At 37.0% G+C, this 13,942-nt stretch carries 13 protein-coding genes; 8 read left to right on the top strand and 5 right to left on the bottom strand.

The window, feature by feature from the left end:
• Positions 1-230 precede the first annotated feature (230 nt).
• The gene (locus tag GVN22_RS02645; protein WP_166549522.1) at positions 231-842 is read right to left on the bottom strand and encodes an N-(5'-phosphoribosyl)anthranilate isomerase; all 612 of its coding nucleotides are present in this window, start codon (positions 840-842) and stop codon (positions 231-233) included.
• Between the two features lie 246 nt (positions 843-1,088).
• On the opposite strand from GVN22_RS02645, the gene mnmA reads away from it, so the two are divergent.
• Complete coding sequence (gene mnmA / locus GVN22_RS02640) at positions 1,089-2,225, top strand: tRNA 2-thiouridine(34) synthase MnmA (RefSeq protein ID WP_166549521.1); 1,137 nt, start codon at positions 1,089-1,091, stop codon at positions 2,223-2,225.
• A gap of 169 nt (positions 2,226-2,394) precedes the next feature.
• Positions 2,395-2,952 (top strand): NADAR family protein, encoded by a 558-nt coding sequence (locus GVN22_RS02635; RefSeq protein ID WP_166549520.1) that lies wholly within the window; start codon positions 2,395-2,397, stop codon positions 2,950-2,952.
• Positions 2,953-3,082: 130 nt separating this feature from the next.
• Here the strand turns inward: GVN22_RS02635 and GVN22_RS02630 are convergent, their stop codons facing one another.
• Both GVN22_RS02630 and GVN22_RS28370 read right to left on the bottom strand, forming a co-directional pair.
• A complete protein-coding gene (locus tag GVN22_RS02630; RefSeq protein WP_166549519.1) occupies positions 3,083-4,114 on the bottom strand; it encodes a glycoside hydrolase family 43 protein in 1,032 nt (343 codons plus the stop codon).
• Positions 4,115-4,566: 452 nt separating this feature from the next.
• The gene (locus GVN22_RS28370; RefSeq protein ID WP_166549518.1) at positions 4,567-4,854 is read right to left on the bottom strand and encodes a LytTR family DNA-binding domain-containing protein; all 288 of its coding nucleotides are present in this window, start codon (positions 4,852-4,854) and stop codon (positions 4,567-4,569) included.
• 727 nt (positions 4,855-5,581) lie between these two features.
• Here GVN22_RS28370 and GVN22_RS02620 point away from each other — a divergent pair.
• Complete coding sequence (locus GVN22_RS02620; RefSeq protein WP_166549517.1) at positions 5,582-6,202, top strand: alpha-ketoglutarate-dependent dioxygenase AlkB; 621 nt, start codon at positions 5,582-5,584, stop codon at positions 6,200-6,202.
• Here GVN22_RS02620 and GVN22_RS02615 read toward each other — a convergent pair.
• Both GVN22_RS02615 and GVN22_RS02610 read right to left on the bottom strand, forming a co-directional pair.
• The gene (locus GVN22_RS02615) at positions 6,199-6,936 is read right to left on the bottom strand and encodes a hypothetical protein (protein ID WP_166549516.1); all 738 of its coding nucleotides are present in this window, start codon (positions 6,934-6,936) and stop codon (positions 6,199-6,201) included. The genes GVN22_RS02620 and GVN22_RS02615 overlap by 4 nt on opposite strands.
• A gap of 335 nt (positions 6,937-7,271) precedes the next feature.
• Entirely contained in the window at positions 7,272-7,754 is a 483-nt protein-coding gene (locus GVN22_RS02610; RefSeq protein WP_166549515.1) for a peptide deformylase, read from the bottom strand.
• A 71-nt stretch (positions 7,755-7,825) separates the two neighbouring features.
• Between GVN22_RS02610 and GVN22_RS02605 the strand changes: the two genes are divergently transcribed.
• The 5 genes from GVN22_RS02605 (at position 7,826) to GVN22_RS02585 (ending at position 13,758) form a co-directional block, all read left to right on the top strand.
• A complete protein-coding gene (locus tag GVN22_RS02605) occupies positions 7,826-8,407 on the top strand; it encodes an aminotransferase class IV (RefSeq protein WP_166549514.1) in 582 nt (193 codons plus the stop codon).
• Between the two features lie 56 nt (positions 8,408-8,463).
• Entirely contained in the window at positions 8,464-9,900 is a 1,437-nt protein-coding gene (locus tag GVN22_RS02600; RefSeq protein ID WP_166549513.1) for an AAA family ATPase, read from the top strand.
• 103 nt (positions 9,901-10,003) lie between these two features.
• The gene (locus GVN22_RS02595; RefSeq protein WP_166549512.1) at positions 10,004-10,504 is read left to right on the top strand and encodes a lipocalin family protein; all 501 of its coding nucleotides are present in this window, start codon (positions 10,004-10,006) and stop codon (positions 10,502-10,504) included.
• Positions 10,505-10,837: 333 nt separating this feature from the next.
• Positions 10,838-11,899, top strand: coding sequence for a glycoside hydrolase family protein (locus GVN22_RS02590; RefSeq protein ID WP_166549511.1), 1,062 nt, complete (start codon positions 10,838-10,840; stop codon positions 11,897-11,899).
• Positions 11,900-11,952: 53 nt separating this feature from the next.
• Entirely contained in the window at positions 11,953-13,758 is a 1,806-nt protein-coding gene (locus GVN22_RS02585; protein WP_166549510.1) for a rhamnogalacturonan lyase, read from the top strand.
• Positions 13,759-13,942 lie beyond the last annotated feature (184 nt).

The raw sequence follows: 13,942 nt of genomic DNA, 5'->3' as shown, positions 1-13,942 counted from the left end.
GGAATGGGTTTTTACCTTTCCTATTCAGTGAGTAGCACTCACAAAGAAAAGAAGTTTTCCAAATAAGAAAACTTTCTAGATGCTTGATTCGTAGTAAGGCAATATATGCACGGAAAATATTACTTACTAACCCATAAGTGTTCCTGCTTTGTTAAATTTTATTAAATGTTAGGTTTTGAAATTTGAAAATGTGTACGGTATTTTCAAATTTCAAAACCTTTATTTTTGGCCTAGAAATCATCATCTAGTGCTTCCAAAATATTGATTAATTCGTCCATATCGGCAAAACCTGGACGAATTTCTTGCCCACCTTTCAGAGCCAAACCTTTAAATCCTACTTCTTCCAATAATTGGTTTGCATTGTCCTCTGTAATACCAAAACCTAGGAGAATTGGATATTGTGCTGCCCAAGTTTCGATTTGATTGGTGATATCATCTATTGGAGTAAATTCATCCGAATTTTCTAACAAAAAATAGGTAATATATCCCGCTGTCGATTGAAACAAAGCTGGAAGATTAGCTTCAGCAAAATCAGTTTTGAGAATAATGGGTAAATTCAACTCTTTTAAAACATCTAAATCTGGCAAATCAGTCCCTGAATTGGCCGAAATCTGGATTGCATCGGGTAAAAAAGTGCTTACCATTTCTTGAATATGCAACGCATTATTCGAGCTAGTCTCACCCACGATTTGAACGCCTGCAAGCCAACCTCTCATTTCTTTGTATTTCTCAAAAGGAACATTGTCCATTGAAAAACCAATATATTCAACGCCCATTCCTGCACAGTAGCGAGCATCTGATAAATTATTTACCTCCGAAACCTTAACGATAGTTTTTAACATAATTGTTTGCTTCTTGTAGGGCAAAACGTTTACCCTAGAATTTTTGCAAAAGTACAATTTGACCAACTCAGAACCAAAAAGCTAGCCGTGGTGTTAGAAAAATATTGTATTTTTGCAAAAGAATATTTGGTTAAGAAAAGCTGTCAATCTTTGATAAGTACCATTATTGGATTTACAACGTTGTTCTGTCCATTATTCAAAATCATATTTAAAAACAACGGAGGACTTTGAATCCTCGCCGAAAACATGAGTAAGCACGGAAGAATTTTAGTCGCCATGAGTGGCGGTATCGACAGTTCGGTGGCAGCAGTAATGCTTCACGAGCAAGGTTACGAAGTAGTTGGTATGACCATGAAAACATGGGATTATGCCTCGTCTGGGGGAACCAAAAAAGAAACAGGTTGTTGCTCGTTAGATTCCATCAACGATGCTCGCAACATTGCTGTAGAGTTGGGTTTCCCACATTATATTCTCGATATTAGAGAGGAGTTTGGAGATTATGTAATCAACCACTTTACAGGTGAATACTTGGAAGGACGTACGCCAAACCCTTGTGTAATGTGTAATACGCACATCAAGTGGGATGCGCTTTTGCGCCGTGCCGATAAGCTTGATTGCGAGTTTATTGCAACAGGACATTATGCCAATATTCGTGAAGAAAACTCACGTTTTGTGATTTCTAAAGGTGTTGATACTTGGAAAGATCAAAGTTATGTTTTGTGGGGTGTTTCGCAAGAAAGTCTTTCTCGCACTAAGTTACCTTTGGGGCATTTGACCAAAAATACCATCAGAGAAATGGCAAAAGAACGTGGCTTTATGGATTTGGTCAACAAATCTGAAAGTTATGAAATCTGTTTTGTGCCAGACAATGACTATCGTGGCTTCTTGAAACGCCGAGTAGAAGGTTTGGAAGATCAAGTGCGTGGCGGAAACTTTGTAGATACCACTGGTAAAGTTCTAGGAAAACACGAAGGTTATCCATTTTATACCATCGGTCAACGCAAAGGTTTGGGTATTGCCCTAGGCTATCCAGCTTTTGTAACGGAGATTCGTAAAGAAACTAATGAGGTGGTATTGGGACGTGATAAAGATTTGGAGCGTGATGGTATGTGGGTTGGACAATTGAACTTGTCGAAGTATGCCTCTATCCCTGATACGTTAGAAACTATCACGAAAGTTCGTTATAAAGATCAAGGAACACCAGCTAAAATTATTCAAGAAGGAGAAAAAATTAGAGTAGATTTCCATCAGCCTGTATCAGGTATTGCGCCTGGTCAAGCGGCGGTGTTCTATGAAGGAGAAGATGTTGTTGGCGGAGGCTGGATTACAAAATCGTTTAAACAAGATGCCACTTCTGGTATATATGCTGCGGTAATGCAGTAATATAAACGTTGAATTTAGAGAGACCTTTTTCAAATATGTTTGGAAAAAACTCATTACAACATCAAATATTTTAGCAAGAGGATAGATTCGAGAGATAGTCTATCCTCTTTTTTGTTTATTCTTTTCCTGAAATTTTACTATTTTTGATTTTCTAACCAAAATAATATCTATGAAATACAATCAACAATGGCTCTGTGAAAAGTACAATTACGGAGAGCCAATTAAATATCTATTTTTCTGGGGGCATCAGTCTACAAAAGATGGTAGCCTTTCTAAGTCCTGTTTTAGTCAGTGGTGGCAATCACCATTTGAAGTCGACAGAGAAGTTTTTGTAACAGCCGAGCATTGGATGATGGTACATAAAGCCAGACTTTTTCAGGATGAATTTACAGCTGAAAAAATCCTAAAAGTGAGGAGTCCAGCAGAAGCCAAAAAACTTGGACGCTCGGTAAAAAACTTTGATTCAAGGATTTGGGATACTCACAAATTTAATATTGTTGTTGAAGGTAATTTTCATAAATTTTCTCAAGATATAGCTTTAAAGGAGTTTTTATTAACCACCCAAAATAGGGTTATTGTAGAAGCAAGTCCTGTAGATTCTATTTGGGGAATAGGCATGGCTTCTGACCACCCAGACGTAGAAAATCCGATGGAGTGGGAAGGCGAAAATCTATTGGGTTACGCACTTATGGAGGTGCGAGATAGGTTGCAGAACTTTAGGCAATAGGGATCAGGCATTAGGCAAAGGGTATCTAATTTGTGTGAAATGACATCTTATTTAATAGGACATAATTCATAGCATTACTCCTAATTATTTGGAGTAATGCTATTTTATTTCCAAATCGTCAAATAATTCCCTATTTCAACTTATTGGGTTCAACACCTTCGAAAGTCATCTTAACATCTTTAATGGTACCGTCTTCTTTAAAATACAGATGATCGACACATACTACACGATGGTCACGGTCGAGATTAGGAATAGGGCGACGGTGATAAACAATGTACCAATCATCAGATTTAGGAGAATTAATTACGGAATGATGTCCTGCGCCTGTTGCAACCTTTTCGTCTGCCACTAAAATAGTGGATTTCTTTTCAAATGGTCCCCAAACTGAATCTGCCACCCCATAGGCTACTTTGTAAGTACCATTAGTCCAACCACCTTCCGACCACATCAAATAATATTTGCCCTTACGGATAAACATAATTGGTCCTTCCACGTAGCCTTTTGGTGTGATTTCTTTGACCATTTCCCCGTTTTCTAAAGGCATTAAACCCGTAAAATCAGGTTTGAGTTTGGCAATATTACAGTGTCCCCAACCTCCATAAATAATATAATATTGTCCGTCTTTATCCTGAAAAACTGCTTGGTCAATAGGTTGTGCTTTATTGTAAAATTGATTGATAAGAGGTTTCCCAAGATAGTCTTTATAAGGACCTTCGGGTTTAGAGGCTATGGCAATACCTATTCCTCCCACCTTATCATCTTTGTCTGGATTGTTTGCGCCAAAGCCCTTACGTTCGGAGCTTTGAATATCATTTGCTGAAAAAAATAAGAAATACTGCTTGCCTTTTTGTACAATTGATGGTGCCCACATTGCCATTTTGGCCCATTTTATGGCAGTAGTGTCCAAGATTCGAGAATGTTTTTTCCAATTGACTAAATCTTTGGACGAAAAGGCATCAAAGAATATTTGGTCTTTGTATTTAGCCGAAAATGTTGGAAAAATCCAATATTCTTTATTCAAAATGACCGCTTCGGGGTCGGCATACCAGCCTTCAAAAATGGGATTGCCTGAGGTTTTTTTAGGAGCCTGAGCTAACACATTTGAAAGAGAGATGATAAATGTTAAAAAACAGTAAATAGAAAATTGAGATATTGATTTCATAAAATTTGGGTTTGATTATTACCCCAAGTTATGACCAATAAAAATCGAATCCAAAGCGCTAACATCCTATAGCAGGGCATAACCCTGTAGCCCAATCTCTAACCCTGTTGACAATACGTTAATATTTACTTTACAAAAAAAATGGAGTCACAAGATAAACACTTATAGGTTTTTACAGGGATGCTTAATATTGTACGAAAGGCATCATAAACAAAAGGGGTTTGAATCCGCTGTCCATAATTTTGATGACAACAGGGGCATTGATTTTTGACAGTGGTTCTACTTTTCATCTTAAAGTAGTAGAGCATACCAATAATTACACTCACAACGAAAACAATCGCTGTGAGAAAAGCTAGGTTTAATAGTTCGGCTTTCATGAGTTCTAACTTGTCAAGTATATATCGTGTGTTTAAATAGGAAAAGTATCAAATCAAAATAGTTTAAAATAAGGTTTACATTAGTACTGTACAGTTTAGTACAAGGCTAATAAAGTTATCTTGATAGTGTTTTCCTATGGGCAAAATACACCCATTACTCAGTGTAACTTCCTGAGTACTAAACTCTATCAGATGGTCGATGTTGATTAAATAAGAGCGATGAATGCGTATAATCCTGTCATAATTTAAGGAGTTTTCTATGTGTTGAATACTTGTTTTTAGAATGTACCTTTTCTGACCACTGGTCATTAATTCTACGTAGTTGCCTGAGCTTTTTGCAAAAACTAAATTCTTATATGGCATCTTAACATATAAGTTATTTTGTTTTACAAAGACGTACTCGCGTCCATTGTTTTCTTTAGGTTCGAGTGTTGGCGAGATCGAAAAACTATCACTTTTTTTTAGATAAACCATTTAATACATAAGTGTTTGAAAGCAACTAATTTGAAAATAGAAGCTCGAAACAATGCTTTTCATTTTAATTGCCTAAGGTGAATGTTTAATAATGTCAAAAACAAGGTTTTAAAATATTCTAAAAACGGACAATTTAAGAAGTACCTAGGCGAGAAGTACAGTGATAAAATGATGTTATGGTTTTCTTTTCAATACATAAACTCGATTAGAAGATAATGGCGATACCTCTAAAAGATTTTATCCTATTAATTTGCAAGAAGAAGAAAAGTAGCTAATTAAAATTTTGGCAAGAAAAAATTGAGTGGAATTCAAATGATGTAGCTGTTGAAAAATAATGAAATGTTACAGGTTTTAAATTTTATGGCGAAAATTCCTCAGTTATCTTTTGAATTCTTTACAAATCTCGTCAAACTGATGCCTGAAAGCAATATCTTATTGGATATAAATTTAGGCTTAAAGATAATTAGATGCAAATTTTTTTCACTACTTAGTCAAGAAATTATGTATTTTCTTTAAATACTTACAATTAGGTATTTGTAGAAGTATATTCAGCAATATTTGGGTAGGATGGATAGAGATAATTCATAAAATTTGCTTTATAAAACTAACAAAATATATGAGTCTTTTTTTATATGATGAGTTTGATTCTCAGGTCAATTGGCTTCCACAAGATGGTGTTGTCAACTACTATGGTAAACTTTTTTCAGAAGAAGAAGCCAATCGATTCTTCGAAGAGCTTTGGACTACTATTGATTGGAGAAATGATGAGGCGATGATGTTTGGCAAAAAAATCATTACCAAACGTAAAGTCGCTTGGTATGGCGATAGTCCTTTTCGCTATACGTATTCTAAAGTTACCAAGGAAGCGTTGCCTTGGACACCAGGATTATTGATGCTAAAGAATAGAATTGAAACGGCCACTGGCGAAACTTTTAATTCATGTTTACTCAACCTCTATCATACTGGTGATGAAGGCATGGCTTGGCATAGCGACGATGAAATTGATTTGAAAAAAAATGGTGCTATTGGTTCAATCACCTTTGGGGCTGAACGAAAATTTGCTTTCAAACATAAACATACAGCCCAGAAAGTGGAAATGCTATTAGAACATGGAAGCTTGTTGGTGATGAAAGATACCACTCAAACATTTTGGTTACACCGATTACCGCCTTCTAAAAAAGTCAAAAAACCAAGAATCAATCTGACTTTCAGAACTATCGAAAATCAGCGATTTTAGGTTAATACAGGCTGTATTCTTCGTTCATAATACCAAACAATTTTATCCAAAAGTACATCTCCGCCACCATAAAAAAATACTGCTCCCAAAGGAGGGTTGGCTGTAGCTAATCCTCCATAAGTGTAGGGACGCCAAATCCAACAGTTGTAATATGTACCAATGAGTTCAGTCGTAAAAACCGCTATTCCAATGAAAAAATACACATTCTGCCATCTTTTTCGTCTGACCAATACAAAAAATAACAGACCAAATAGCAATGAAAAATGGTCGTTCCAACCATAACCAACCGCTACAAATACTAGTGCATAAAATACAATGAAAATAGGTCTTAATACCTTGTCATAACGAGCAGCCCATGATGTGTGTGCGAAGATATAACCTGTGGCATATACGATGCTATGACCAAATGGCACATAAAAAGGTACATAAGGCGTACGATAATCATACATTCCTGCGCCATTGCAGAAAATTAATTCCCCTAAATAGGACAAAAAAATCATAACGAAAAGTAACTTTCGCAAATGAGCATCGCTGTGTTTGAAAAGTAATCCAAAATAACCAAGTGTCAGTATATCAGCTAGATATCTGCCGTCAAATATATTTTGGGCAAACCAAGGAGAATCGACAAAAAGTAAGGCTGTAATAAAAGGGAAAAAGCCCCAAGCCAGTGCCAACAGTGCCTTGAAGTTTTGAGTGTTTTGATTAAAAATGGGAAAGGAAAGAATATATTTCATCGAAAGTCATGTCAAAAGTTATCTGAATGTGAATTTAACATTTTGGGCAAGGCCAACTCACAATTTACCACGATTACTTAAGTTAGTGGGCAAAATTAAAATAATTTTACCCGCAATAGGCATTAAGCTATATGCCATAGGCAAAAAGTATTTCTAACAAAATCATGAATACAATTTTTACCTAATGCCTACGGCTTATAGCTTACAGCATATTAATGCAATTTTATTTTGCATTAATACTCAAATAATCTTGCAGAATTAAGTTGGATAAATTATGAGATAAAACATTAGTAATCAAAAAAATACACTCAAAACTCACAATTCAGCACTCATATTTATCTCCATTTAAAAGACTTGTTATCGATAGCCCTCATCGTACATAAAATACCATCTAAATGATCATATTCATGCTGGAGCAGTTCTGATAAATCACCTTGCATATCCCAAATTTGCTCCTGCCAATTTTCGTCTAAATAACGAATCGTGAGACTTTTATGTCGCATTACTTTTACTAACAAACGAGGGAAACTCATGCAGTCATCCCAGAGTTCAAATTGTTCTTCACTGAGATTTTCTAACACAGGGTTGATAAAAACTACGGGTTTGTCAATATTCATATAAATTACCCTTTTCATAATGCCTAATTGTGGCGCCGCAATAGCTCTACCAAAATTGTACTTTTCTCGGATTTCCTTCATGACATTATGTAGGTCTTCAACCCATTCTTTTACGAAGGGTAATTCTTCTTTTGTCACTTCTTGACATATCTCATAAAGTCGAGGGTCGCCCAAGACTAGCAAATCATCTAAGGTTTTCATTTTTGAATCAATTATTTATGCAAAATCTGGAATATCTATTTAAAAAAAGTAGTTTAAATTTACAGAAGAATATGAGAATTTTAGAAACCATACAGATACAAGATGGAAAGATTTTACAATTATCTTACCATCAAGCACGCATGAACGCCGCCCGAAAGCAACTTTGGCAGTGCAAAAACGTCATAGATTTAGCGTCAATGCTGATGATCCCATCAGAACATCAGAGCGGTATTGTACGTTGTAGAGTAGTGTATCAACAAGAAATAGAGGAGATACAGTTTATTCCATACCAGTGGAAAAATATTCAGAAAATAAAAGTAGTAGAAGCGCCTCCTATCGATTATGCTATCAAATGGCTTGAAAGAAGTGTTTTTACACAACTACTACAAGACAACTCTGAAGCGGATGAGTTGATCATTACTCAGAATGGATGGATTTCAGATGCTACTATCGCGAACTTGGCATTCTGGGATGGAAAACAGTGGTTTACGCCTAATACTCCATTATTAAAAGGAACAAAACGACAATATTTGTTGGATACGCATCAAATAAAAGAAAAAGCGATAAAGATTGAAGACCTGAAACATTTTGAGAAAGTCTGTTTAATCAATACTTTCAGAGATTTATCATATCAAGATGCAATCATTCTTTAGCGCTTTAACATCACAATTTACTCAATTACTCCCTCACAACTCATTCAATAATTGCCGTGGCAGAAGAACAAAAAACACCTTCGTTTTTATTAAGACAAAAATTCCCCTTTGAACCAACGGTAGGGCAGGTTGAGCTTTTTCAGAAAATGGAAAAGTTTATCCTCAATACTGATGATTTTGGTCCTTTATGTTTTTTGCTAAAAGGATATGCAGGTACAGGGAAAACCACGGTGATTTCGACAATAATTAAGGTATTGCCCAAATTTGGTTATAAATCTGTTTTGTTGGCACCAACAGGTCGTGCCGCAAAGGTAATGTCCAATTATTCGAAAAAGACTGCCTTAACGATTCACAAGAAGATTTATCGCCAAGTTGCCAACCAATATACAGGTAGCTTAGAGTTTCAGCGTCAAAATAATTACGCCACCAATACCATTTTTATCATCGATGAATCCTCAATGATTTCGGATGATGCCGAGTTTGGCACTGCGGGTTTGCTCACCGATTTAATGGAATATGTGTTTACGCACCCAGAGTTAGATTATAATGGGAACAAAATTATTTTTGTTGGGGATACCGCACAGTTACCGCCCGTAGGAAAGTTTATGTCGCCTGCGCTGGAAAAAGTTTATATGGAAGGACAGTTTCACTTGGGTGTTTTGGAGCAAGAACTTACCGAGGTAATGCGTCAGGATGCTGAATCAGGAATTTTGTATAATGCTACCCAATTGCGTAGTACGCTTAGTACCAACAAACCAAAAATCTCTTTTGTAACTAAAGGATTTAGAGATTTTTATAAAATGACTGGTGAAAAGCTGGAAGACGGACTGAACTATGCCTATCGTAAATTTGGTCGTGAAAACACGATTATTCTGACTCGTTCCAATAAAACTGCTGTTCTCTACAACCGCTATATTCGCCAACAAATTTTTGCCTTGGATGATGAGCTTTCAGTAGGAGACTTGTTGATGATTGTAAGAAATAATTATCACTGGTTGGGAGATGACTCCCCAGCGGGATTTTTGGCCAATGGCGATTTTGTAGAGGTTATGAAAATCCGAGGCGTAGAAGAAATGCACGGTTTTCGCTTTGCAACGCTTTACTTGCGTTTGCTCGATTATGAAGACCATCCCGAAATTGAAGCGAAAGTATTGTTAAGTACCTTGTATTCCAATAATCCTTCTTTGAACAAAGATGAAAGTAAAGCGCTTTACGACTCTGTAGCCTTGGATTATGAGCATATTACCAACAAAAAAGACCGTATTGCCGAAATTCGTAAAGACCCCTATCTCAATGCACTACAAGTAAAGTTTGCCTATGCACTCACTTGCCATAAATCGCAAGGTGGTCAGTGGAATGCTGTGTTTGTAGAACAAGGCTATTTGACTGACGAACAAATCAATGAGGATTTTGTACGATGGTTGTATACGGGCATTACACGTGCTACACATGAGGTATTTTTAGTTAATTTTCATAATGAGTTTTTTGATTAGTACTGTAAAAAATATTCTAAAAAATTGATAAATGATAAGAGGTTTGAAGCAATTCAAAATCTAAAAGGCTAAGTTTTTCGTATTTTTCCCAAACGAGAAACTTATGAAATACATACTTGCCTTTACTTTGTTTTTGATGAAAACCAATTTTGTACCGAATGCCACGGTCGAGAAAGTTGATTTAAGACGCTATTGTGGTGTCTGGTATTCACTTTACTCTTTACCCACCATGTTTGACCGCAATACCCGTGAAACCACTGGATATTATTCCCTCAATACGAAAGGGTATTTCGATGTAGTAACCACTTATAAAAAAGGGAATGATGAGGAAGTCCACTCAGTAAAATCTAAAGTTTTTCCTGTTGCGAATACCAATAACGCTAAGCTCGAAGCACAATTTTTATGGCCATATCGAGTGGATTATTGGATTATCGAACTCCCCGAAGATTATTCTTATGTGGTAGTGGGACATCCAGAGTACAAATTTTTGTTTATCATGAGTCGTCAAAAGACTATGCCACAAAAACAGTTGGATGATATTATCGCCAGATGTAAAGCAAAAGGCTATCCTGTCGATAAATTAAGTTCACAGAAGCATGACTAAGGAATAGTAAATGATATTTACTTTCTGAAAAAATCTTCTAATTAAGACGTTACTTAGTAGAAATATACCAATTGAATCTTTTAGGTTATATAGCGTTATTCGTTAGTTTTATTTGGTTTAGAGATCTAAGAAATCTTGTAAACACAGTGATATTTCTACCGAATAACGTTAATGTAAGTTAGTGCAGAATTATGAGTCATGAATTAGGTAATTGCCATTTTGAATGCCGCAACTGTAAGAGTTGCCACTATATCAATTTTACCTCAAAGACATAATTCTCAATTCAGCACTAATCATTTCCTGATCTAAAAATTGATATTATCTCTAAACAGTATGCTTTCTAGAAGAACCTTTTTGGCTTCTTTGGGAGTCTTGCCATTGACTACATTTAGCTTTGGAAAACCCAAAACGAAGGTTTTGCCTTTATCCGATTTTGTTAAGCATCTTGAACCAATTGGTCGTCGATTGGAAATAGAAGGATATTACGTTTGGTGTGCTTCGCCGATAATAGCTCCAGATGGTAAAGTACATGTTTTCTTTTCGAGATGGCCAGAAAAATACAAAATGGGTGGATGGATTCACAAATCCGAAATCGCTCATGCTGTTGCTGATTCACCGACTGCTCCTTTTCAAGTGATAGGTACTATCCTTGCCCCAAGAGGCGAAGGATATTGGGACGCTACTACTTGTCATAATCCTCATATTCAATTTGTTGATAATCAATATTGTTTGTTTTACATGGGTAATTCCAATGGTAAAACAGACACTAAGCGTATTGGTATTGCCACAGCGCCAAGTCTCGACGGGCCTTGGACTCGCTATGACAAACCGCTGTTAGAAGCGGGTGCTGAAGGTGCTTGGGATGACCATTGCACTACGAATCCCTCTTTTATCAAACATCCCAATGGGGAATATTGGTTGTATTACAAATCTTGGAATACGAAAGAATACCAAGAAGCCCAAGGTGCTATTCGAGGAAATCGAAAGTACGGTTTAGCGATAGCCAAAAACCTTATGGGTCCTTATCAAAAGTATAAAGGAAACCCTATTGTGGATTTTTCGAGAAAAGGTAATAATGCTCAAGTTGAGGATGCTTTTACTTATTTAGAAAAGGGGAAATTCAAAATGCTTACCCGTGATATGGGGTATTACAACCATGAGGTAGGTTTATTTATGGAGTCTAAAAATGGGAAAAAGTGGAGCGAACCTACGGTATCGTTTCTCCCTGCTGAAGCCTACATTACCGAACCACCAGCACCTTCGCACCTTAAGCGATATGGTAGATTTGAACGCCCGCAATTACTCATGCAAAACGGTAAGCCAACCCATCTATTTACTGCCATGCAAGGCGGGAAATATGCTACGTCTAGTTGTTTTATTTTCCGTTTGAGCTAAAATTTTACTACTAATATTCACTAATTTCTTTACCAATAAACCTGATTTATTTCATGAAAAAAATCGTAAGTAAAGTATTACCCTTTGCCATGGGGTTACTGATGTCGCATGGTATTACGGCTCAATATCAACTTGAAAATTTAGACAGAGGGTTGGTCGCAGTGCGTACTAATCCCAAATCTGTTTTTTTGAGTTGGAGAATCCTTGGTACTGACGCCAAAAATCTTGCATTTAATCTTTATCGCGGCAAAACAAAACTGAATGCCAACCCAATTTCAACTATATCTAACTGGGTGGATAGTAGCGGAGTTGAATCTGAAGAATACAGCGTTAGAGCCGTATTAAATGGCAAAGAACAAAAAGCCTATTCTACCAAAGTATTAGCACAAAACTTTATTGAAATCCCACTGAATATCCCTACTGGAGGTACAACTCCAGACGGAAAACCCTATACCTATTCAGCATCGGATTGTTCGGTTGGAGATTTAGATGGTGATGGGCAATATGAAATCGTACTGAAATGGGATCCAACTAACTCGAAGGATAATTCTCAAAAAGGCTATACAGGCAATGTCTATTTGGATGCATATCGTATGGACGGGAAGCAATTGTGGCGTGTTGATTTAGGTAAAAATATCAGAGCTGGTGCCCATTATACTCAGTTTATGGTTTTTGATTTTGATGGTGATGGCAAGGCAGAAATTGCGTGTAAAACTGCCGATGGAACCACAGATGCAATAGGAAAAGTGATTGGAGATGCAAAGGCTGATTATCGTAATGAAACAGGATATGTATTGGATGGTCCTGAGTTTTTGACGGTTTTTGAAGGAGTTTCTGGAAAAATTCTTGATTCTGTGCCATTCACGCCTGAGCGTGGAGAGGTAGGAGCTTGGGGCGATAAGTATGGCAACCGAGTGGATAGATTTATTTCTGCTGTGGCATATTTGGACGGTAAACATCCAAGCCTGATTACAGGACGGGGCTATTATACTCGTTTGGTTAGAACTGCTTGGGATTTTGAAAAAGGAAAAATCAAAATGCGTTGGAATTTTGACTCCAACGATGCTGGAAACGAAGCTCACAGAAGTATGGGAAATCATCAGATGAGTATTGCCGATTTGGATGGAGATGGAAAGCAAGAGGTGATTAGTGGGTCATCTGTTATTGCCTCAAATGGTAAAAGTTTTTATGCTAATGGCTTGGGTCATGGCGATGCGCTGCATGTTTCGGATATGGATCCAACCATAAAAGGCTTAGAGCTTTGGCAATGCCATGAAGAACCCGCTAAGTATGGAGAATATGGCATGGAGTTTAGAGATCTATTGACAGGAAAACCTATTTGGGGTGTATCTGGAGAAGGAAAGGATGTTGGACGCTGTATGGCTTCGGATATTGATCCAACGCATTATGGATATGAAGTTTGGGGCTCAGTAGGAGGACTTTATGACTGTAAAGGCAATCAAATTAGTGCTACCAGACCTCGTTCGATGAACTTCGCTGTTTGGTGGGATGGTGACTTAACTCGTGAGTTATTGGACGGTAATCATGTAGATAAATGGGATTACCAGAATGGACAATTAGTTCGCTTGTTTACTGCTGAGGGTTGTTCGTCAAACAATGGAACAAAGGCTACGCCAGCGGTTTCAGGAGATTTGTTTGGAGATTGGCGTGAGGAAGTTGTGTTGAAAAAAAATGATAGCTCGGCATTACGAATTTTTACTACTACCATTCCAACGACCTACAAAATGCCTACTTTGATGCACGATGCCCAATACCGTGTGGCAATTGCGTGGCAAAACTCTGGTTATAATCAACCTCCACATCCAAGTTTTTATTTGGGCGAAGTTGCACCGAAGTAATTTGAAAATTTGAAGATGTGTTGATTTGAAAATGGATTGTGATTTTGCGTAGCTAAATACCCGAGGGTCACGCTTAATTTAATGAATTTTACGAGTAGAGACACAATGCTTTGTGTCTTAAGCCGAGCCGGACATAGCATATAATATAAAAAAATGCGTTCGAAAAGAGCTTTTCGAACGCATT

Origin of the sequence: Cellulophaga sp. BC115SP, assembly GCF_009905545.1 — a bacterium.
Lineage (GTDB): Bacteria > Bacteroidota > Bacteroidia > Cytophagales > Spirosomataceae > Flectobacillus > Flectobacillus rivi.
The sequence above is the reverse complement of the archived record's forward strand: the minus strand, read 5'-3'. Positions and strand labels throughout refer to the sequence as shown.